General features: G+C 68.5%; 18 protein-coding genes. 11 read left to right on the top strand and 7 right to left on the bottom strand.

Annotated features, from left to right (window positions below; genetic code table 11):
* The first annotated feature begins 10 nt into the window (after window positions 1–10).
* The 4 genes from HWY45_RS32770 to HWY45_RS32785 all read left to right on the top strand — a co-directional run bounded on the left by HWY45_RS32770 (window position 11) and on the right by HWY45_RS32785 (window position 4089).
* Window positions 11–799, top strand: a complete 789-nt coding sequence (locus tag HWY45_RS32770) for an SDR family NAD(P)-dependent oxidoreductase (RefSeq protein WP_059878755.1) — start codon at window positions 11–13, stop codon at window positions 797–799.
* A 59-nt stretch (window positions 800–858) separates the two neighbouring features.
* Window positions 859–1926 carry an aldose 1-epimerase gene (locus HWY45_RS32775; protein ID WP_059878758.1) on the top strand — a complete coding sequence of 356 codons (1068 nt, stop codon included), beginning with the start codon at window positions 859–861 and terminating at the stop codon, window positions 1924–1926.
* A gap of 39 nt (window positions 1927–1965) precedes the next feature.
* On the top strand, window positions 1966–2793 hold the full coding sequence (gene pyrF, locus HWY45_RS32780) for an orotidine-5'-phosphate decarboxylase (protein WP_059878761.1): 828 nt from the start codon (window positions 1966–1968) through the stop codon (window positions 2791–2793).
* 237 nt (window positions 2794–3030) lie between these two features.
* Window positions 3031–4089, top strand: coding sequence for an HAD family hydrolase (locus tag HWY45_RS32785; RefSeq protein WP_059878763.1), 1059 nt, complete (start codon window positions 3031–3033; stop codon window positions 4087–4089).
* Window positions 4090–4102: 13 nt separating this feature from the next.
* Here HWY45_RS32785 and HWY45_RS32790 read toward each other — a convergent pair whose 3' ends face one another.
* Genes HWY45_RS32790 through thiL form a run of 3 tightly spaced genes read right to left on the bottom strand, consistent with a single transcriptional unit; the run spans window position 4103 to window position 6219 of the window.
* Window positions 4103–4603: a CinA family protein gene (locus tag HWY45_RS32790; RefSeq protein ID WP_059564545.1), complete on the bottom strand. Its 501-nt coding sequence runs from the start codon at window positions 4601–4603 to the stop codon at window positions 4103–4105.
* A gap of 43 nt (window positions 4604–4646) precedes the next feature.
* Window positions 4647–5195, bottom strand: coding sequence for a phosphatidylglycerophosphatase A family protein (locus HWY45_RS32795; RefSeq protein WP_059564544.1), 549 nt, complete (start codon window positions 5193–5195; stop codon window positions 4647–4649).
* On the bottom strand, window positions 5185–6219 hold the full coding sequence (thiL, locus tag HWY45_RS32800) for a thiamine-phosphate kinase (protein ID WP_150999159.1): 1035 nt from the start codon (window positions 6217–6219) through the stop codon (window positions 5185–5187). The genes HWY45_RS32795 and thiL overlap by 11 nt, the downstream gene beginning before the upstream one ends.
* A gap of 140 nt (window positions 6220–6359) precedes the next feature.
* Here thiL and HWY45_RS32805 point away from each other — a divergent pair, with 140 nt between their 5' ends.
* The 5 genes from HWY45_RS32805 (at window position 6360) to HWY45_RS32825 (ending at window position 11280) form a co-directional block, all read left to right on the top strand.
* Window positions 6360–8660, top strand: coding sequence for an NADP-dependent malic enzyme (locus tag HWY45_RS32805; protein WP_059878769.1), 2301 nt, complete (start codon window positions 6360–6362; stop codon window positions 8658–8660).
* A 340-nt stretch (window positions 8661–9000) separates the two neighbouring features.
* A complete protein-coding gene (locus HWY45_RS32810; protein ID WP_059564541.1) occupies window positions 9001–9432 on the top strand; it encodes a ribonuclease in 432 nt (143 codons plus the stop codon).
* Between the two features lie 16 nt (window positions 9433–9448).
* Complete coding sequence (locus HWY45_RS32815) at window positions 9449–10015, top strand: barstar family protein (protein ID WP_059564609.1); 567 nt, start codon at window positions 9449–9451, stop codon at window positions 10013–10015.
* Window positions 10016–10224: 209 nt separating this feature from the next.
* A complete protein-coding gene (locus HWY45_RS32820) occupies window positions 10225–10962 on the top strand; it encodes a hypothetical protein (RefSeq protein WP_063895620.1) in 738 nt (245 codons plus the stop codon).
* A 39-nt stretch (window positions 10963–11001) separates the two neighbouring features.
* Complete coding sequence (locus tag HWY45_RS32825; RefSeq protein WP_059878771.1) at window positions 11002–11280, top strand: hypothetical protein; 279 nt, start codon at window positions 11002–11004, stop codon at window positions 11278–11280.
* A gap of 86 nt (window positions 11281–11366) precedes the next feature.
* Here HWY45_RS32825 and HWY45_RS32830 read toward each other — a convergent pair whose 3' ends face one another.
* From HWY45_RS32830 to speE, 3 genes are all read right to left on the bottom strand, one after another.
* Window positions 11367–12134, bottom strand: a complete 768-nt coding sequence (locus tag HWY45_RS32830; RefSeq protein ID WP_059878774.1) for a 16S rRNA (uracil(1498)-N(3))-methyltransferase — start codon at window positions 12132–12134, stop codon at window positions 11367–11369.
* Entirely contained in the window at window positions 12131–12547 is a 417-nt protein-coding gene (locus tag HWY45_RS32835) for a VOC family protein (protein ID WP_059564608.1), read from the bottom strand. The genes HWY45_RS32830 and HWY45_RS32835 overlap by 4 nt, the downstream gene beginning before the upstream one ends.
* 96 nt (window positions 12548–12643) lie before the next feature.
* The gene (gene speE, locus HWY45_RS32840; protein WP_059878777.1) at window positions 12644–13501 is read right to left on the bottom strand and encodes a polyamine aminopropyltransferase; all 858 of its coding nucleotides are present in this window, start codon (window positions 13499–13501) and stop codon (window positions 12644–12646) included.
* A 252-nt stretch (window positions 13502–13753) separates the two neighbouring features.
* Here speE and tkt point away from each other — a divergent pair, with 252 nt between their 5' ends.
* Both tkt and gap read left to right on the top strand, forming a co-directional pair.
* Entirely contained in the window at window positions 13754–15826 is a 2073-nt protein-coding gene (gene tkt / locus HWY45_RS32845) for a transketolase (protein WP_059878796.1), read from the top strand.
* A 90-nt stretch (window positions 15827–15916) separates the two neighbouring features.
* Window positions 15917–16927, top strand: a complete 1011-nt coding sequence (gap, locus tag HWY45_RS32850; protein ID WP_010091320.1) for a type I glyceraldehyde-3-phosphate dehydrogenase — start codon at window positions 15917–15919, stop codon at window positions 16925–16927.
* Between the two features lie 87 nt (window positions 16928–17014).
* Here gap and HWY45_RS32855 read toward each other — a convergent pair.
* Window positions 17015–17800 (bottom strand): LysR family transcriptional regulator (locus tag HWY45_RS32855; protein ID WP_150999156.1); only part of this gene is annotated, 786 nt, incomplete at its 5' end.

Consider the following 17800-nt stretch of genomic DNA (forward strand, 5'->3'; position numbering starts at 1 on the left):
GGCGAACCGCATGACCACCGATACTTCCGCGAACGATCCGCGCTACGCGCGCTACCCGAGCCTCGCCGACCGCGCGGTGCTGATCACCGGCGGCGCGACCGGCATCGGCGCCGCGTTCGTCGAGCATTTCGTCGCGCAGGATGCGCGCGTCGCGTTCGTCGATCTCGACGCCGCGGCGGGCCGCGCGCTCGCCGAGCGCCTGGCGCCCGCGCGTCACGCGCCGCTGTTCATCGAATGCGACCTCACCGACGTCGCCGCGCTGCGCCGTGCGATCGACGCGATCCGCGCGCGGATCGGCGCGATCGCGGTGCTCGTCAACAATGCGGCGAACGACGTGCGCCACGCGATCGGCGACGTGACGCCCGAATCGTTCGACGCGGGCATCGCGGTGAACCTGCGTCACCAGTTCTTCGCCGCGCAGGCCGTGATCGACGACATGAAGCAGCAGGGCGGCGGCGCGATCATCAACCTCGGCTCGATCAGCTGGATGCTGAAGAACGGCGGCTATCCGGTGTACGTGACCGCGAAGGCGGCCGTGCAGGGGCTCACGCGCGGCCTCGCGCGCGACCTCGGCCCGTTCGGCATCCGCGTCAATTCGCTGGTGCCCGGCTGGGTGATGACCGACAAGCAGCGGCGGCTGTGGCTCGACGACGCGGGCCGCGCGTCGATCAAGGCCGGCCAGTGCCTCGACGCGGAGCTGCTGCCCGCCGATCTCGCGCGCATGGCGCTGTTCCTCGCGGCCGACGACAGCCGGATGATCACCGCGCAGGACGTGATCGTCGACGGCGGCTGGGCCTGAGCCGCCGCCGCGCGATGCGAACCGACACCTCGATACAGAACGATGCAGGAGCGCCCGTCATGACCGCCACTTCCTCGCGCGCGTCGTCATCGCCGACGACGACGCAATCGCGCCGCGCGCGCCTCGCCGCCGCCGCGCAGCCGGTCAGCGCCGGCCCGCAGACCGCCGCGTTCGCGCAGGGCGTCGGCGCGTCGCATGCACGCGCCGTCACGCTGTCGAACGCGGCGCTGCGGCTCGACGTGCTGCCGCATCTGGGCGGCGGCATCGCGCGCTTCGACTGGCGCGGCGACGGCGGCGCGCTGACGCCGGTGTTCCGCCGCTGCGAGCGGCCCGATGCGGCGACCGATCCGAACGAGCTCGCGTGCTACCCGCTGCTGCCTTACTCGAACCGGATCGGCGGCGCGCGCTTCGAATGCGACGGCCGCAGCGTCGCGGTGCCGCGCAACCGCCGCGACGAGCCGCTGCCGATCCACGGCGACGGCTGGCTCGCGCGCTGGCAGGTCGACGAGGCGACCGACACGCTGCTGCAGCTGTCGCTCGATCACGGCCACGGCGCGCCGTACGCATTCCGCGCGACGCAGACCTTCATGCTCGACGACGCCACATTGTCGATCGCGCTGACGATCGAGAACGCCGGCCGCGCGCGGCTGCCGTTCGGGCTCGGCGTGCATCCGTTCCTGGTGCGCGACGACGCGACCGAGCTGGCGGCCGCGGCCGGCGGGCTGTGGCTGTCGGGCGCGGATTTCCTGCCGGTGCGGCACGTGAGCGTGCCGCCGGCCTGGCAGTTCGGCGTCGCGTATCCGCTGCCGGCCGCGCTGGTCAACCATGCGTTCACCGGCTGGGGCGGCCACGCGACGGTGAGCTGGCCGCGCCGCGGGCTGATGCTGACGGTCGCGGCCGATGCCGACGCGTACGTGCTGTATACGCCGCCGGGCGAGGATTTCTTCTGCTTCGAGCCGGTCGATCATCCGATCAATGCGGTGAACCTGCCGGGCGGCGCGGCCGCGCACGGGATGACGCTGCTCGCGCCCGGCGAGCGGCTCGCGCGGCGCTTCGCGTTCACCGTCGGGCGCAACGATGCGCGCGGCGAGGGCCCCGCGCGCGAAAGCCGGCGGCGACGCGGGTAAAATACGCGGTCTACCAACGGTTTGCCGCGAGTACCCGCCATGTCTTCCCCGCTTACTTTCATCGAATCGCTGCGCGCCGCGTGGCAGCGCACCAATTCGCTGCTGTGCGTCGGCCTCGATCCCGAGCCGTCGCGCTTCCCCGCGCAGTTCGACGGCCAGCCCGACGCGATCTTCGAGTTCTGCCGGCAGATCGTCGACGCGACCGCCCCGTACGCGAGCGCGTTCAAGCCGCAGATCGCCTACTTCGCCGCGCATCGCGCGGAGGACCAGCTCGAGCGGCTGATCGCGCACATCCACCTGCAGCATCCGGGCCTGCCGGTGATCCTCGACGCGAAGCGCGGCGACATCGGCAGCACCGCCGAGCAGTACGCCCGCGAAGCGTTCGAGCGCTACCGTGCGGACGCGGTGACGGTGAACCCGTACATGGGCTTCGATTCGGTCGAGCCTTACTTCGAGCACGACGGCAAGGGCGTGATCGTGCTGTGCCGCACGTCGAACCCGGGCGGCTCGGACCTGCAGTTCCTCGAGACCAACGGCCGCCCGCTGTACCAGGTGGTGGCCGATCTCGCCGCGAACAAGTGGAATGAGAAGAACGGCCAGCTCGGCCTCGTCGTCGGCGCGACCTTCCCGAAGGAAATCGAGATCGTGCGCGGGATCGTCGGCGACATGCCGCTGCTGATCCCCGGCATCGGCGCGCAGGGCGGCGACGTGCAGGCGACCGTCAGCGCGGGCCGCACCGCCGACGGCACCGGGATGATGATCAACTCGTCGCGCGCGATCCTGTACGCGAGCAAGGACGAGGACTTCGCCGAAGCCGCGGCGCTCGCCGCGCAGAAGACCCGCGACACGATCAACGCGCATCGTTGAGCGGGGCGGGCGGGCCGACGCATCGACTTCGCGCGTCGAGCCGCCCGTTTCGATTCCCCCGTCGCTGCGGCCGGCCTGCGGGCCAGGCCGTCACCCCGCCTTCCCGGGCCGCCGCGCGCGCATGACGCGCGCGGACAACTTCCCGTCGCATCCGCATCGCACGTTCGCACGGCAATCGCGCAAAGCTGCCGCTTGTCATCGATCCGTCACGAAAATGTCAAGAAAGGAGCCGACGCCATGCCCATGCTGCCCCGACGTCTTCTGGCCGCGCTTGCCGCGTCCATGTCCCTCACGTTTGCCCATGCGGCCGAGCTCGCGCACTGGCCGGCCGACAGCGCGAAGGCGCTGAACGCGATGATCGCCGCGCACGCGCATCGCGGCGACTACGCGGTGTTCGACGCCGACAACACGACCTACCGCAATGACCTCGAGGAATCGCTGCTGCCGTATCTCGAGCAGCGCGGCGTGCTGACGCGCGACACGCTCGACGCGTCGCTGAAGCTGATCCCGTTCAAGGATTCGCCCGAGTACAAGGAATCGCTGACGAGCTACTACTACCGGCTCTGCGAGATCGACGACCTCGTCTGCTATCCGTGGATCGCGCAGGCGTTCGCCGGGCTGTCGCTCGCCGAGCTGAAGCGGCACATCGACGCGATGCTCGCCGACGGCCGGCCGATCCCGATCCGCTACTGGCAGGGCGACAAGGTCGCCGACGGCACGGTGAACCCGCCGCGCTTCTTCCGCGGGATGCAGGAGCTGTACAACGCGCTGCACGAGAACGGCATCGACGTATACGTGATGACGGCCGCGCACGAGGAGCTCGCGCGGCTCGTGCTGTCCGATCCGAAGTACGGCTACAACGTGAAGCCCGACCACGTGATCGGCGTGACCACGCTGCTGCGCAACCCGGCGACCGGCGCGCTGACGACGTCGCGGCTGCAGATCAAGGCCGGCAAGTACGACGAGGCGGCGAACCGTAATCTCGTGATCACGCCGTTCCTGATGAACCCGATGACGTGGTACGAAGGCAAGCTCGGCTCGATCGTCGGCTGGATCGACCAGTGGAAGAAGCCGGTGCTCGTCGCGGGCGATACGCCGACGTCGGACGGCTACATGCTGCTGAACGCGACGGACGTCGCGCGCGGCGGCGTGCGGGTGTGGGTGAACAAGAAAGACAGGCAGATGACGCAGATCCGCGCGTGGTCGGACGAATCGGCCGCGAAGCAGAAGGCGCTCGGCCTGCCCGTGACAGCCGACAAGAACTGGATCGTCGTGAAGCCCGACGCGATTCAGTAAGCGCCGCGGCGCGTCAGCCTTCGCGTTCGTCGAGCAGCTTCAGCAGCCCGCGCAGCGCATGCGCGGCTGCCTGCGTGCGGATCTGCTCGCGATCGCCCTTGAACACGAGCGTCTCGGCGTCGGTATGCAGCCGGTTGCTCCACGCGAACGACACGGTGCCGACCGGCTTCTTCTCGCTGCCGCCCGCGGGGCCGGCGATGCCGGTGACCGCGAGCGACACCTGCGCGCGGCTGTTGCGCAGCGCGCCTTCGGCCATCGCGCGCGCGACCGGCTCGCTGACGGCGCCGTGCTTGTCGATCAGCTCGGCCGGCACGCCGATCATCTCGCTCTTGGCCTGGTTCGAATACGTGACGAAACCGCGCTCGAACCACTGGCTGCTGCCGGAAATGTCGGTGACCGCCGCGGCGATCATCCCGCCCGTGCAGGATTCGGCGGTGGCGAGCAGCAGGTGCTCGTCGCGCAGCTTGTTGCCGGCGCGGATCGCGAGCTGATGGACGACGGAATCGGTTGGCATGCGGATCGGAGGAACGGAAGTCGGAAGGGCCGGCCCGGCAGGGTCAGCCGGCGAACGATCGCCACAGCGCGATCACGAGCAGCGACATGAACGCGGCGATCAGGTCGTCGGCCATGATGCCGAGGCCGTCCTTCAGGCGGCGCTCGACGTAGCGGATCGGCGGCGGCTTCAGCATGTCGAAGAAGCGGAACGCGACGAACGCCCAGAGCTGGCCGACGAAGGTCGCCGGCGTGACGAACAGCATCACGATCCAGATCGCGACGATCTCGTCCCAGACGACCGGGCCCGGATCGGCGTTGCCCATCTTCTTCGCGGTGAAACCGGTGAGCCAGATGCCGCCGGCGAACGCGGCGGCGATCAGCGCCCACCATTCGGGCACCGTCAGGTAGCGGTTCAGCGCGACGAACGTCAGCCAGCCGAACAGCGTGCCGAACGTGCCGGGCATGAACGGCGCGAGCCCGCTGCCGAACCCGAGCGACAGGATGTGCGCGGGATGCGACAGCATGAAGCGCAGGGTGGCGCGCTGCGGCGCGTGCTGCGTTGCGCCGCCGGCTTCGGCCACGGCGCGCGGGGGCGTCGGGTCAGTCTGCATGGAAGTGGTCGAAACCGTGCAACGTGAGTGCAAGGGGCGCGCCGGCGGCGTCGCGCCACGCGATCGCGGGCCGCTCCGACGGCGCGGACAAGCTTCGTATTGTACCGATTCGCGTGACCGCGACGCCCGCCTGCCGGCCGGCTGCCTCGACCGCCGCGCGGGCGGCCGAGGGTGCGGTGAAGCACAGCTCGTAGTCGTCGCCGCCCGCGAGCGCGCAGCGCCGCTGCACGTCCGGCGGCAGCGTCGCGAGCGCGGCCGAGCGGGGCACCGCGTCCGCGTCGATGCTCGCGCACACGCGCGAGCCGGTGAGGATGTGCTGGAGGTCGCCCGCAAGGCCGTCGGAAATGTCGAGCGCCGCGTGCGCGACGCCCGCGAGCGCGAGCCCGAGCGCGACGCGCGGCTCGGGGCGCTCGAGCGCGGCCCGGAACGCGGCCGCCTCGGCCGCGCCGGCCGTCCATTCGCCGCGCGCGACGCCGAGCCCGGCCCGCGCGTCGCCGAGCGTGCCGGACACCCAGACGTCGTCGCCGTCGCGCGCGGCGTCGCGTCGCAGCACGGCGTCGGGCGCGACCTCGCCGAACACGGTCACGCACAGGTTCAGCGGCCCGCTCGTGGTATCGCCGCCGATCAGCTCGCAGCCGAACCGGTCGGCGAGCGCGAACAAGCCGTCGCTGAACGCCGCGAGCCATGCCTCGTCCGCGCGCGGCAGCGCGCACGCGAGCGTGAACGCGCGCGGCTCGGCACCCATCGCGGCCAGGTCGGACAGGTTGACCGCGAGCGTCTTGTGGCCGAGCGCGTGCGGCGCGACGTCGGAGAAGAAGTGGCGGCCTTCGACCAGCATGTCCGTCGAAATGGCAAACAACTTTCCGGAACGTGGTGCGATCAGCGCGCAATCGTCGCCGATTCCGAGCGTCGCGGCACGCGCTCCCCGGGCCGCGCGGCGCGCGAAGAAGCGGTCGATCAGGGAGAATTCGGACAGGGCGGCTGGCACGGCGGACGGACCCGAGGCGGTTGGAGTGAACGGCATTGTACGAGCCGAACGGCGGCGTTCCTGCACCGTTCAGTACATTTTTGTCGCGGCTGTTGCACCCGAATCGCCATTTTGGAGCCATCGAATGGCGCTACAATGCGTCGACTAGTTATTCTAATCCGCTCGTCACGAGACACATGTCCACTCAAGCCTCCTCCAAAGCCAAGCTCCGCGAAGCCGCCCTCGACTATCACGAATTCCCGACCCCCGGAAAGGTCGCCATTGCGCCGACCAAGCAGATGATCAACCAGCGCGATCTGGCGCTCGCCTATTCGCCGGGCGTCGCGTTCGCGTGCGAGGAGATCGTCGAGAATCCGCTCAACGCGGCCCGCTTCACCGCGCGCAGCAACCTGGTCGGCGTCGTCACGAACGGCACCGCGGTGCTCGGCCTCGGCAACATCGGCCCGCTCGCGTCGAAGCCGGTGATGGAAGGCAAGGCCGTGCTGTTCAAGAAGTTCGCCGGTATCGACGTGTTCGACATCGAGCTGAACGAAACCGACCCGCACAAGCTGGTCGACGTGATCGCCGCGCTCGAGCCGACCTTCGGCGGCATCAACCTGGAAGACATCAAGGCGCCGGACTGCTTCATCGTCGAGCGCGAAGCCCGCAAGCGGATGAAGATCCCGGTGTTCCACGATGACCAGCACGGCACCGCGATCGTCGTTGCCGCGGCCGTCACCAACGGCCTGAAGGTGGTCGGCAAGGACATCAAGAAGGTCAAGCTCGTCGCATCCGGCGCAGGCGCGGCCGCGCTCGCGTGTCTCGACCTGCTCGTCGACATCGGCCTGCCGCTCGAGAACATCACGGTGACCGACCTGGCCGGCGTCGTATACAAGGGCCGCGCCGAGCTGATGGACCCGGACAAGGAGCGTTTCGCGCGCGAAACCGAAGCCCGCACGCTCGCCGAAGTGATCGACGGCGCGGACATCTTCCTCGGCCTGTCGGCTGCCGGCGTGCTGAAGCAGGAGATGGTCAAGGGCATGGCGGAGCGCCCGCTGATCCTCGCGCTCGCGAACCCGACCCCGGAAATCCTGCCGGAACTCGCGCTCGAAGTGCGCCCGGACGCGGTGCTCGCGACCGGCCGCACCGACTATCCGAACCAGGTCAACAACGTCCTGTGCTTCCCGTTCATCTTCCGCGGCGCGCTCGACGTCGGTGCGACGACGATCACGCGTGAAATGGAGATCGCGGCCGTCAATGCGATCGCCGAACTCGCGCAGCAGGAGCAGAGCGACATCGTCGCGACCGCGTACGGCATCCAGGACTTGTCGTTCGGGCCCGAATACCTGATTCCGAAGCCGTTCGACCCGCGCCTGATCGTGAAGATCGCGCCGGCCGTTGCGCAGGCCGCGATGGACGGCGGCGTCGCGACGCGTCCGATCGAGGACATGGAGGCATACAGGGTTCACCTGCAGCAGTTCGTGTATCACAGCGGCACGACGATGAAGCCGATCTTCCAGCTCGCGCGCAGCGTGGCGGAGGAGAAGAAGCGCGTCGTGTTCGCGGAAGGCGAGGAAGAGCGCGTGTTGCGCGCCGTCCAGATCGTCGTCGACGAAAAGCTCGCGAAACCGATCCTGATCGGCCGCCCGGCCGTGATCGAGCACCGCATCCAGCGCTATGGCCTGCGCCTGACGCCGGGCGTCGATTTCACGGTCGTCAACACCGAGCACGACGAGCGCTACCGCGAGTTCTGGCAGGACTACGCGAAGATGATGGCGCGCAAGGGCATCAGCGAGCAGCTCGCGCGCGTCGAGATGCGCCGCCGCACCACGCTGATCGGCGCGATGATGGTGAAGAAGGGCGAGGCGGACGGGATGATCTGCGGCACGATCAGCACGACGCACCGCCACCTGCACTTCATCGACCAGGTGATCGGCAAGCGCCCGGGCTGCAGCGTGTACGCGGCGATGAACGGCCTCGTGCTGCCGGGCCGCCAGATCTTCCTGGTCGACACGCACGTGAACGTCGATCCGACCCCGGAGCAGCTCGCCGAGATCACGATCATGGCGGCGGAAGAAGTGCGCCGCTTCGGCATCGAGCCGAAGGTCGCGCTGCTGTCGCACTCGAACTTCGGCACGAGCAACGCACCTTCGGCGCAGAAGATGCGCGATACGCTCGCGATCCTGCGGGAACGCGCGCCGGAGCTGAAGGTCGACGGCGAAATGCACGGCGACGTCGCGCTCGACGCGGCGCTGCGCAAGGAAATCCTGCCGGATTCGACGCTCGAGGGCGACGCGAACCTGCTGGTCCTGCCGAACATCGACGCCGCGAACATCGCGTACAACCTGCTGAAGACGGCCGCGGGCAACAACATCGCGATCGGGCCGATCCTGCTGGGCGCCGCCCAGCCGGTGCACGTGCTGACCGAATCGGCGACGGTGCGCCGGATCGTCAACATGGCCGCGCTGCTGGTTGCCGACGTGAACGCGACGCGTTAAGACGCGTTAGGCGAATTTGTAAATAAAAGAAAAAAATGGCGTGCCCGCAACGGGCACGCCATCGGGCAGGGCGCAAACGCGCTTCCCCTAAGCAACAGCAGCATCTCTCCACTCCAGTAGCGAAGCGTGGCAAGGAGGCAGGTCTTGCCATGCGAGAGATGCCGCCGGCATTTTATCCTGAACAAGATAAAATTGACTAGAAGTCGGTAAGAATTTCTCGGATCGTGGCGCGGCGTAGCTTTCGATACCCAAACGAACATTGATTCGCGCGGACAATAGCGCTACGCTAACGCCTTCGTTGGTCGTCAACTACTTGATTTAACAGCGGGAACCCTGGTTCATGGCACGCAAGTGGCTCCGCAACGGCGCGCTCGCGTCCGTCTTCGCGATGTTCGCGATGGGTATCGTCGGCACGCCGACGGGCAGTCTGGTTTCCGCCGCCTACGCACGGGGGGCCGTCTCGGCCGACGTGGCCGCCGGCGGGCTCGACACCGTCCCGACCGCCCGTCTTCCGCGCGAGGCCGTGACCACGCTCGGCCTGATCGCCGCCGGCGGCCCCTATCCGTACGAGAAAGACGGCGTCGTGTTCGGCAACCGCGAACGGATCCTGCCGAAGGCGAAGCGCGGCTTCTACCATGAATACACCGTGCCGACTCCGCGCGCGCGCAATCGCGGCGCCCGCCGGATCGTGTGCGGCGGGCCGCTGCGTCGGGTCGACAATTGTTATTACACGGACGACCACTACAGCAGTTTTAAACGCATTGTTGATTGATTACGGGATGAACGGCATGAGCGACACTATCTACACGCACGACACGGCGTCGGCGGCGGATCTGTTCGCGGCCGGCGACGGCAATCTGTTTCAGCGCGTCATGCAGATGCGCGCGACGGCACAGGCTGGCGACGCGCCGTCGGAGCAGGACACCAGCCCCGGGCTTTCATCGAACGAGGAGCCTATGAGCCTTTTCACGACCGTGCGACCCAATCTCGTGCAGTCGATCCGCGCGTTCCGCGTGCAGGATCTCGCCGACGAAGCCGGCCGGCTCGGCCAGCATTTCCTGTATGCGTACTGCGGCGCCGCGCAGTCGAAGCAGGAAGTGATGGAAACGATCGCGACGTCGTTCCTGTTCCCGAAGCACTTCGGCAAGAACTACGACGCGCTGTACGACTGCCTGACCGATCTCGTCGCGAAGGCGGGCGCGCAGCCGGGCTTCGTGATCGTGCTCGAAGGGTTGCCGATCGCGCAGAAGTTCGACAAGGAAGGCCGCGAGACGCTGCTCGACGTGTTCCGCGAAGCGGCCGAGTTCTGGGCCGAGCGCAAGGTCGCGTTCCGCGTGTTCTATTCGTTCGCGTAACGCGCGAGCCCGCCGGCCCATCGGGCCGGCACACCCGGCCCAGCAGAAGACGCCCGCCTCGAGCGGGCTTTTTTGCGCCCGCGCGCCGTCCGGCTCGACCGGGCTTTCATCGTGCACGCTTTTCCCGGACAATCCTGGCCAACCTGGCCGCGGTGCCTGCCGCGCGCCGGGTGCACAAGACAATTCATCCGAGAGAGGGCCGTTTTCCCATGACGATTTCCCGTTCCGCGCGCGGTTGCGCGCGTGTTCCGTTCATCCGCGCCGCGTGCGCGGCCGTGCTGTCCTCGCTTGTCCTTACCGGCGCCGTGCACGCCGCGCCGCTCACGCCCGAGCAGACCGTCGACCTGTACCTCGGCATGTTCGTCAACGGCGACGCATCGAAGGCCGTGCAATACAACGACGCGGTGCGCGCGCGCTATGACGGCAAGGATTCGCTGGACACCGACGCGATCGCGCATCTCGGCGACGCGATGCACAAGGAGATGGCCGACGGGATGCTGTCCCGGATGCCGCCGAAGACGCGCCCGGCGCTGCGCGCACCGGTCGACGCGATGGTCGGGGCGTACTTGCGTGCGCTCCACCGCACGCAGTGCAAGTCGACCGGTTCGACCCAGGCGCCGAACGAATACATCGAAGGCGAGTCGATCGCGACCGTCTCGTTCGAATGCCAGGTCGCGGACGTGGAACCGGGCGCGAAGGCGCTGCAGGCGAAGATGGGCAACCCGCGCCCGAAGGGCGACAAGGCGTGGATCGCCGCCTTCACGACGATGTTCTCGGGCATGGCGCGCGTGTTCGACGAAGCGCCGCCGAGCCGCACGGTGTCGTCGAAGTTCGACGTCTACGGGAGCAGCGGAGAAGGCTGGATCAATGGCCGGCCGGGCGAGGTGCTGTCGCCCGTCGTCGATGCGCTGGTGGACGCGATTCCGGTACCCGGCGCGGCGAAGTAACGCGCGGCGGGCTCGACGATCGAATGGGCGGGGCACACGATGATCCGCTTCAGACGGGCTTCGCTCGTGTTCGCGGCTGCGCTTGCGGGGAGCGGCTGCGCGTTCGCGAGCGATGCCGCAACTGTACCGGCCGGCGTCGAGGTCGCGCCGCACGAGGATGGCGCGCTCGCACGCCTGCTCGCCGAGCTGCACATGCGCGCGACGCCCGCCCAGTATGCGGCCGATGCGATACACGCGTCGCCTGCGCTGGCCGCGGCATGCGAGACGTCCTCCGTGATCGACATCGAGCCGATGAACGCGGCGACATTCCGCCCGTGAGTCGGGAGCCAGCGCCGTCCGCAAAACCCACTCGCGCTCAACAGATGATCGTCGGCAGGTGCTTTGCTTGTCAGCCTGCTCGCATATCACCACCCGCCCCAGCGCGCCGCCAGCGCCGCCAGCACCGCCGCGCCGGCCGTCTCCGTGCGCAGCACGCGCGGGCCGAGCGACAGCGCGGTGAACCCGCGCGCGCGCGCCGCGTTCTCCTCGTCGGGCGACAGCCCGCCTTCCGGGCCGATCAGCAGCGTGACGTTCGCCGCGGGCGGCGCATCGGGCAGCGACGCGAATGGGATGCTCGCGCGCGGCGACAGCAGCAGCCGCAGCTCGCCGTCGGCCGGCGCGGCCGGCAGCGCGTCGAGCCACGCGTCGAAGCCGCGCACCGGCGCAACTTCCGGCACGCGGTTGCGCCCGCACTGTTCGCACGACGCGCGCACGACGCCGCGCCAGTGCGCGACGCGCTTCTCCGCGCGTTCGCCCGACAGCCGCACGACGCCGCGCGACGTCGACAGCGGCACGACCGCCGCGACGCCGAGCTCGACGGCCTTCTCGATCACCCAGTCCATCTTGTCGCCGCCGGCGATGCCCTGCGCGAGCGTCACGCGATAAGGCGGCTCCGCTTCGGTCGGCTCGAACGCGCCGAGCTGCGCGATCGCGTTGCGCTTGTCGATCTCGACCAGCCGCGCGCGGTACTGGCCGCCCGTGCCGTCGAACAGCGCGAGCGTGTCGCCCGGCTGCAGCCGCAGCACCTGCGCATGGCGCGCGACATCGGCGGGCAGCGTGAGCATCGCGTCGGCGCGCAGCGCCGCGTCGACGAAGAAGCGCGGCACGGCCGCGGTGGTGGTGGCTTCGCTCATGCTTCGAGACGGCGCGCGAGCGCCCAGCGGTAACCGTCGAGATCCTCGATCTGCGCGAAGCGATCTCCCCAGAACTGGTTCTGCGGCGCCGTCAGCGATTTCGCGCCGGCGTCGAGCGCGCGCTGCCAGGTTGCGTCGACATCGTCCACGTACAGGTAGAACGACTGCGGCGCGGTCGCGCCCGCGCTCTTCGGCGTGCGCGCGGTCGAGCCGAACGCGCCTTCCGGCGCGAACATCACGATCAGCTGGCCGCGATAGACCATCTCGACGTGCATGATCGCGCCGTCCTCGTCGAGCATGTCGCGCAGTTCGAAGCCGAAGGCGGCCTTGAAGAAATCGATCGTCTCGCGTGCGTTGCGCACGGCCAGGTAAGGCGTCAACCAAGGCACGTCGGCCGGACGTGGATCGGTCATGAATATCTCCTGTCGATCGCGGCCGGCGCTTGGCGCGCGGACGCCGATCGGATGCAAGTGCGGGGGAAAAGCGACATGCCGCGACGGCGCGAACGGTCAGCGGCGAACGCCCAGTGTATCGCGCAGCGTGCGCGGCAGCGCGAACAGCGCCGGGTGCAGCCGCGCATCGTAGTAGCGCAACCCTTCGATGCCGCGGCTGGCGAGGCGTTCCTCGACGTCGTGCATGAACAGCGACGCGGCGTCGAGCGTGTCGCTCGCGATCGCCATCAGCCACTGGGAGCCGTACAGCGGTACGTGCGCGGACAACGGATCGACGACCGCGAAGCTCGCGCGCAGGTCGGCGAGCAGCGCGGCGATGCGCGACGCATGGAACACCGGCGAGCCGAGATGCATCGTGATCGCGCCGCACGGCGTCAGGATCCGCTTCAGATGCGTATAGAAGTCGCGCGTATAGAGGCCGGCGGCCGGCGAATCCGGCGGCGTGAGGTCGAACACGACGAGATCGAAATGCTCGACGGTCGACCGGACGAAATGCGCGGCGTCGCCGATCACGACCTCGACGCGCGGATCGTCGAGCGCGCCCTGGTGCACGTCGTCGAGATAGCGGCGCGCCATGCCGACGACTTCGTCGTCGAGCTCCGCGACGACGATCCGCTCGATGCACGCATGCTTGAGCAGCTGGCGCGCGGCGCCGCCGTCGCCGCCGCCGAGCACGAGCGCTTTGCGCGGCGCCGGGTGCGTGAGCGCGGCCGGGTGGGTCATGCACTCGTGATAGATGTACTCGTCGCCGACGGACGTCATCGGCCGGCCGTCCAGCGTGAACAGGCGGCCGAGCTGCGGCGTTTCCCACACCTCGATCTGCTGGTGCGGGGACGCGACGTGCGCGAGCCGCCGCGCATGCGGAAAACCGTAGGCGGAATCGGGCGTCGGGTGGAACAGAAGCGTCGTGCTCACAGGAAGGCCGCGCGGGGCGGGGAGTGCCAACTCCTGAATTATAGAGGGCGGGAAATGCATGGCGGAAGGACGACGCAAGGGCGGCGAGAAGCTTGACGGAAATCCGGGCCCGAACACCGGCCGCCGGGAAGGGAAATGTCAGCCATTCTGTTAAAATGACAGGCTTTGCTGCCCTGTCCGTCGGCTCCATCAGCCTCGCCTCCGTCTGGCGCCGCACTGCGCGCCGGGAGCGGCCGGCCCGCGAGCTTCCGGATACCGCACGTGCCCCGTTTTCTCGACTCGATCTCCGGACTCGACATGACGACTTCGTCTCCCGCCTCCACCACCCTGATGGCCAACGCGATCCGCGCGCTCGCGATGGACGCCGTCCAGCAAGCGAACTCCGGCCACCCCGGCATGCCGATGGGCATGGCCGAAATCGGCGTCGCGCTCTGGTCGCGCCACCTGAAGCACAACCCGGCAAACCCGCACTGGTCGGACCGTGACCGCTTCGTGCTGTCGAACGGCCATGGCTCGATGCTGCTGTACGCGCTGCTGCACCTGACCGGCTACGACCTGCCGATGGAAGAGCTGAAGAACTTCCGCCAGCTGCACTCGAAGACGCCGGGCCACCCGGAGTACGGCATCACGCCGGGCGTCGAGACGACGACGGGCCCGCTCGGCCAGGGTCTCGCGAACGCGGTCGGCATGGCGCTCGGCGAAGCGCTGATGGCCGCCGAGTTCAACCGCGACGGCGCGAAGATCGTCGATCACCATACGTACGTGTTCCTCGGCGACGGCTGCCTGATGGAAGGCATCTCGCACGAGGCCTGCTCGCTGGCCGGCACGCTGAAGCTGAACAAGCTGATCGCGCTGTACGACGACAACGGCATCTCGATCGACGGCGACGTCGTCAACTGGTTCCACGACGACACCCCGAAGCGTTTCGAGGCGTACGGCTGGAACGTGATCCCGAACGTGAACGGCCATGACGTCGACGCGGTCGATGCGGCGATCGCGAAGGCGAAGCTGTCGGACAAGCCGACGATCATCTGCTGCAAGACCGTGATCGGCCAGGGCGCGGCGACCAAGGCGGGCGGCCACGACGTGCACGGCGCCGCGCTCGGCGCGGAAGAAATCGCGAAGACGCGCGAGGCGCTCGGCTGGACGTGGGCGCCGTTCGTGATTCCGCAGGAAGTCTATGCGGCGTGGGACGCGAAGGAAGCCGGCAAGCGTGCCGAAACCGAATGGGATGCGACGTTCGCGCAATATCGTGCGAAGTTCCCGGCGGAAGCGGCCGAATTCGAGCGCCGGATGGCCAACAAGCTGCCGGCCGACTGGGCGGAGAAGGCGAAGGCGATCATCGCCGGCGCGAACGAGCGCGCCGAGACGGTGGCGACCCGCAAGGCGTCGCAGCAGGCGATCGAAGGGCTGGCCGCCGCGCTGCCGGAGCTGCTCGGCGGCTCGGCCGACCTGACCGGCTCGAACCTGACCAACTGGAAGGCATCGAAGGCCGTCCGCGCGAATCCGGAAGGCCCGGGCGTCAAGCTGGGCAACCACATCAACTACGGCGTGCGCGAATTCGGCATGAGCGCCGCGATCAACGGCCTCGCGCTGCACGGCGGCCACAAGCCGTTCGGCGGCACGTTCCTGACGTTCTCCGACTACAGCCGCAACGCGCTGCGCGTCGCCGCGCTGATGAAGGTGCCGTCGATCTTCGTGTTCACGCACGACTCGATCGGCCTCGGCGAGGACGGCCCGACGCACCAGTCGATCGAGCACGTGTCGAGCCTGCGCCTGATCCCGAACCACGACGTGTGGCGTCCGGCCGACACGGTCGAAACGGCCGTCGCGTGGACCCACGCCGTCGCCGCGGATCGTCCGTCGAGCCTGATCTTCAGCCGCCAGAACCTCGCGTTCAACCCGCGCACCGATTCGCAGATCGCGAACATCGAGAAGGGCGGCTACGTGCTGAAGGACTGGGACGAGGAAATCGTCGCGCGCAAGATCATCCTGATCGCGACGGGCTCGGAAGTCGAACTCGCGATGAAGGCCGTCGAGCCGCTCGCACAGCAGGGCATCGCGGCGCGTGTCGTGTCGATGCCGGCGACCACCGTGTTCGACCGCCAGGACGCCGAGTATCGCGAGCGCGTGCTGCCGCACGGCGTGCGCCGCGTTGCGATCGAAGCGGGCGTGACGAGCTTCTGGCACAAGTACGTCGGCCTGGAAGGCGGCGTGGTCGGGATCGACACGTTCGGCGAATCGGCGCCGGCCGGCGTGCTGTTCAAGCACTTCGGCTTCACCGTCGACAAGGTCGTCGAGACGGCCAAGGCCGTGCTGGCCTAAAAGGCTTATTCGCGGCGCGCGCGTCCCCACGCGCGCGCCGCACCGTGAAGCTGCACGAAACGAATTTTTTCAGCCATCAGGAGATAGACCATGACGATCCGCGTCGCAATCAACGGCTACGGCCGCATCGGCCGCAATACGCTGCGCGCGTTCTATGAAAACGGCAAGAAGCACGATCTCGAGATCGTCGCGATCAACGACCTGGGCGATGCGAAGACCAACGCGCACCTGACCCAGTACGACACCGCGCACGGCAAGTTCCCGGGCGAAGTGTCGGTCGACGGCGACTACCTGGTCGTCAACGGCGACAAGATCCGCGTGCTGGCGAACCGCAACCCGGCGGAACTGCCGTGGGGCGAGCTGGGTGTCGACGTCGTGATGGAATGCACGGGCTTCTTCACGACCAAGGAAAAGGCGAGCGCGCACCTGAAGGGCGGCGCGAAGAAGGTCATCATCTCGGCGCCGGGCGGCAAGGACGTCGACGCGACGATCGTCTACGGCGTGAACCACAACGTGCTGAAGGCCGAGCACACGGTCATCTCGAACGCATCGTGCACGACGAACTGCCTCGCGCCGCTCGTCAAGCCGCTGAACGACAAGATCGGCCTCGAAACCGGCCTGATGACGACGATCCACGCGTACACGAACGACCAGGTGCTGACGGACGTCTATCACGAAGACCTGCGCCGTGCGCGCTCAGCCACGCACAGCCAGATCCCGACCAAGACGGGCGCGGCTTCGGCGGTCGGCCTCGTGCTGCCGGAACTGAACGGCAAGCTGGACGGCTACGCGATTCGCGTTCCGACCATCAACGTGTCGATCGTCGACCTGTCGTTCATCGCGAAGCGCGATACGACGGTCGAGGAAGTCAACGCGATCATGAAGGAAGCGTCGGAAGGCGCGCTGAAGGGCATCCTCGGCTACAACGACGCGCCGCTGGTGTCGATCGACTTCAACCACAACCCGGCTTCGTCGACGTTCGACGCAACGCTGACCAAGGTGTCGGGCCGTCTCGTCAAGGTGTCGAGCTGGTACGACAACGAGTGGGGCTTCTCGAACCGCATGCTGGATACGGCAGTCGCATTCGCGAACGCGAAGTAATCCCGCACGTTGCGCGGCCGCCGCAAGGCGGCGCGCGGCGAACCAACCCGGTCCGGTTCTTCCGGCCGGGTTTTTTTATTGCCGCGATCATTGCCGCGATTGCGCGGCCACTTGCTCGACCGCGTCGACGAACGCGCGCTTGAGCGGGCTGTCGAGATCGGTCCATGCGAGGCCGATGCCGCTGCGGTGCCCGGCGAGATCGAGCGGCCGCGCGAGCACGTTCGGCGGCAGCGCGCTCGCCGCTTCCGCCGGGATCAGCCCGATTCCCATTCCCGCCGCGACGAGTGCGAGCATCGTCGTGAATTCGCCGAACTCCTGCGCGATCTCGAGCGTCGTGCCGGCGCGGCTGAGCGCGAGCAGCATGTCGTCGTGGAAGCCCGGCGCATAGCGGCGCGCCAGCACGAATGCCGGATGGCCGCGCAGGTCGGCCGGCGCTATCGCGTCGCGCGCGGCGAGCGGATGCCCGGGCGGCAGCGCGACGACGAAGCCCTCCTCGAGCACCACCCGCGTGTCGATGCCCGCATACGCGGCCGGCAGCCGGATCATCCCGAAGTCGATGCGGCGCTCGCGCAGCGCCGCGACCTGGTCGGGCGTCGGCATGTCCTTCAGTTCGACCGTGATCAGCGGGTAACGCGCGCGCATCTCGCGCAGGACCGCCGGCAGCAGCACCGGCAGCACCGACGACACGAACGCGAGGCGCAGCGTGCCGATCTCGCCGCGGCTCGACAGCCGCGCGATCTGCTCGGCGCGCGCGGCCTGCTGCAGCGTGGCCCGCGCCTCCGGCAGGAACACCCGCCCGGTGTCGCTCAATTCGACCTTGTGCCGGTCGCGTTCGAACAGCCGCGCGTCGAGTTCTGCCTCGAGCGACTTGAT

The sequence above is a fragment of the Burkholderia stagnalis genome (assembly GCF_902830275.1).
In the GTDB taxonomy this organism is placed as follows: domain Bacteria; phylum Pseudomonadota; class Gammaproteobacteria; order Burkholderiales; family Burkholderiaceae; genus Burkholderia; species Burkholderia stagnalis.

What these genes read in the sequence shown, in the direction of transcription:
- HWY45_RS32770 (WP_059878755.1), top strand. Translation starts at nt 11, where the DNA reads ATGACCACCGATACTTCCGCGAACGATCCGCGCTACGCGCGCTACCCG.
- HWY45_RS32775 (WP_059878758.1), top strand. Translation starts at nt 859, where the DNA reads ATGACCGCCACTTCCTCGCGCGCGTCGTCATCGCCGACGACGACGCAA.
- pyrF (WP_059878761.1), top strand. Translation starts at nt 1,966, where the DNA reads ATGTCTTCCCCGCTTACTTTCATCGAATCGCTGCGCGCCGCGTGGCAG.
- HWY45_RS32785 (WP_059878763.1), top strand. Translation starts at nt 3,031, where the DNA reads ATGCCCATGCTGCCCCGACGTCTTCTGGCCGCGCTTGCCGCGTCCATG.
- HWY45_RS32790 (WP_059564545.1), bottom strand. Translation starts at nt 4,603, where the DNA reads ATGCCAACCGATTCCGTCGTCCATCAGCTCGCGATCCGCGCCGGCAAC.
- HWY45_RS32795 (WP_059564544.1), bottom strand. Translation starts at nt 5,195, where the DNA reads ATGCAGACTGACCCGACGCCCCCGCGCGCCGTGGCCGAAGCCGGCGGC.
- thiL (WP_150999159.1), bottom strand. Translation starts at nt 6,219, where the DNA reads ATGCCGTTCACTCCAACCGCCTCGGGTCCGTCCGCCGTGCCAGCCGCC.
- HWY45_RS32805 (WP_059878769.1), top strand. Translation starts at nt 6,360, where the DNA reads ATGTCCACTCAAGCCTCCTCCAAAGCCAAGCTCCGCGAAGCCGCCCTC.
- HWY45_RS32810 (WP_059564541.1), top strand. Translation starts at nt 9,001, where the DNA reads ATGGCACGCAAGTGGCTCCGCAACGGCGCGCTCGCGTCCGTCTTCGCG.
- HWY45_RS32815 (WP_059564609.1), top strand. Translation starts at nt 9,449, where the DNA reads ATGAGCGACACTATCTACACGCACGACACGGCGTCGGCGGCGGATCTG.
- HWY45_RS32820 (WP_063895620.1), top strand. Translation starts at nt 10,225, where the DNA reads ATGACGATTTCCCGTTCCGCGCGCGGTTGCGCGCGTGTTCCGTTCATC.
- HWY45_RS32825 (WP_059878771.1), top strand. Translation starts at nt 11,002, where the DNA reads ATGATCCGCTTCAGACGGGCTTCGCTCGTGTTCGCGGCTGCGCTTGCG.
- HWY45_RS32830 (WP_059878774.1), bottom strand. Translation starts at nt 12,134, where the DNA reads ATGAGCGAAGCCACCACCACCGCGGCCGTGCCGCGCTTCTTCGTCGAC.
- HWY45_RS32835 (WP_059564608.1), bottom strand. Translation starts at nt 12,547, where the DNA reads ATGACCGATCCACGTCCGGCCGACGTGCCTTGGTTGACGCCTTACCTG.
- gap (WP_010091320.1), top strand. Translation starts at nt 15,917, where the DNA reads ATGACGATCCGCGTCGCAATCAACGGCTACGGCCGCATCGGCCGCAAT.